Raw genomic sequence first — 1193 nt, 5'->3', positions numbered from 1 at the left:
CATATAAGACCCTACGGAGCAGAGTTTAGTTAGAAGAAAATCTTTTGTAATTTGAAGGGATTTTATATTTTGTTCTTGACATGTAAGACCCTACTAATTATCTTCTCAATATGGCACATTTCCATATCAAAAGGAAAAAGGGAAGACCCTACCTCTATGTCCGGGAGATTGCTCGTGTAGGTGGTAAGCCAAAGGTCATCTCTCAAGTTTATATCGGTTCCCCTGAACGGGTTGTGGCTTTAACAAAAAGGGGACGGCCAATTGTGAGACTTCGGGTAGAAGAATTTGGCTCACTGTGGATCGCTCAACAGATAGATGCTGAGGTGGACCTGGCTAACATTGTTGACAGTGTTATCCCTCGCGGTAGCCGTGAAAAAGGACCTTCGATTGGAGAGTACTTTCTTTATTGTGTGTGGAATCGGATGGTAGAAGCAGTGAGCAAGAACAGGTTGGCCGAGTGGTACCGCTCCACAGCTATACAACAGATCCGACCGGTTGAGATCGAAGAGCTTACGAGCCAGCGCTACTGGGAGAAATGGAATAGAGTGAGCGAGGCCGATCTTCGGCAGATTGCACAGCGGTTTTTTGAGCGTATCTGGGCACTTGAGTCACCAAACGCGGACTGCCTTCTTTTTGACACCACAAATTACTATACCTTTATGGCGAGCCACACCAGGTCTGAGCTCGCACAACGAGGCAACAACAAGGATGGCCGCCACCACCTACGTCAGATAGGCCTGGGACTTCTGGTGGCCAGAGACACAAGACTGCCGCTCTATTACTGTGTGTACCCAGGGAACCTTCACGATTCCAAGTTGTTCGAAGCAGTGATGGACGAGATGTTTGGTATTGTTTGTGGACTGAACAAGACAAAAAAGCGTCTTACCGTGTCATTGATAAGGGGATGAACTCTGAAGACAATTATGCCTGGATTGATGAGCATTCACAAGTCCATTTCGTAACGACTTACTCCACCTACTTTGCACAAGAACTCGCTGCTGTCCCTTTAGATCAATTTGAACCTGTGGACATAAAAAAGAACAGGAGATTTGTGGCCGAGGGTAAAGAGGAGGAGTGCTTGTTTGCCTATCGAACAAAGGGGAAGTACTGGGGTAAGGAACGAACGGTAGTTGTGCTATACAACCCAGCTACGGCACGGAAGCAGGAATATACACTAAGCAGTAAGCTTGACA

1 protein-coding gene and 1 pseudogene are annotated in these 1193 nt (G+C 46.8%); both read left to right on the top strand.

Annotated elements, in window-relative coordinates:
• Window positions 1-110: 110 nt before the first annotated feature.
• On the top strand, window positions 111-908 hold the full coding sequence (locus AC3WVG_RS12100) for an IS1634 family transposase (RefSeq protein ID WP_488798370.1): 798 nt from the start codon (window positions 111-113) through the stop codon (window positions 906-908).
• Window positions 905-1193 (top strand): annotated as a pseudogene (locus tag AC3WVG_RS12095) (IS1634 family transposase); the annotation flags it as partial. The gene AC3WVG_RS12100 and the pseudogene AC3WVG_RS12095, both read left to right, overlap by 4 nt.

The organism is Desulfovulcanus sp., assembly GCF_982781345.1.
Note: the sequence above shows the minus strand (reverse complement) of the source record. Positions and strands in the feature narration are given on the sequence as shown.

Coding starts and splice junctions, on each gene's coding strand:
- AC3WVG_RS12100 (WP_488798370.1), top strand. CDS start 111: ATGGCACATTTCCATATCAAAAGGAAAAAGGGAAGACCCTACCTCTAT.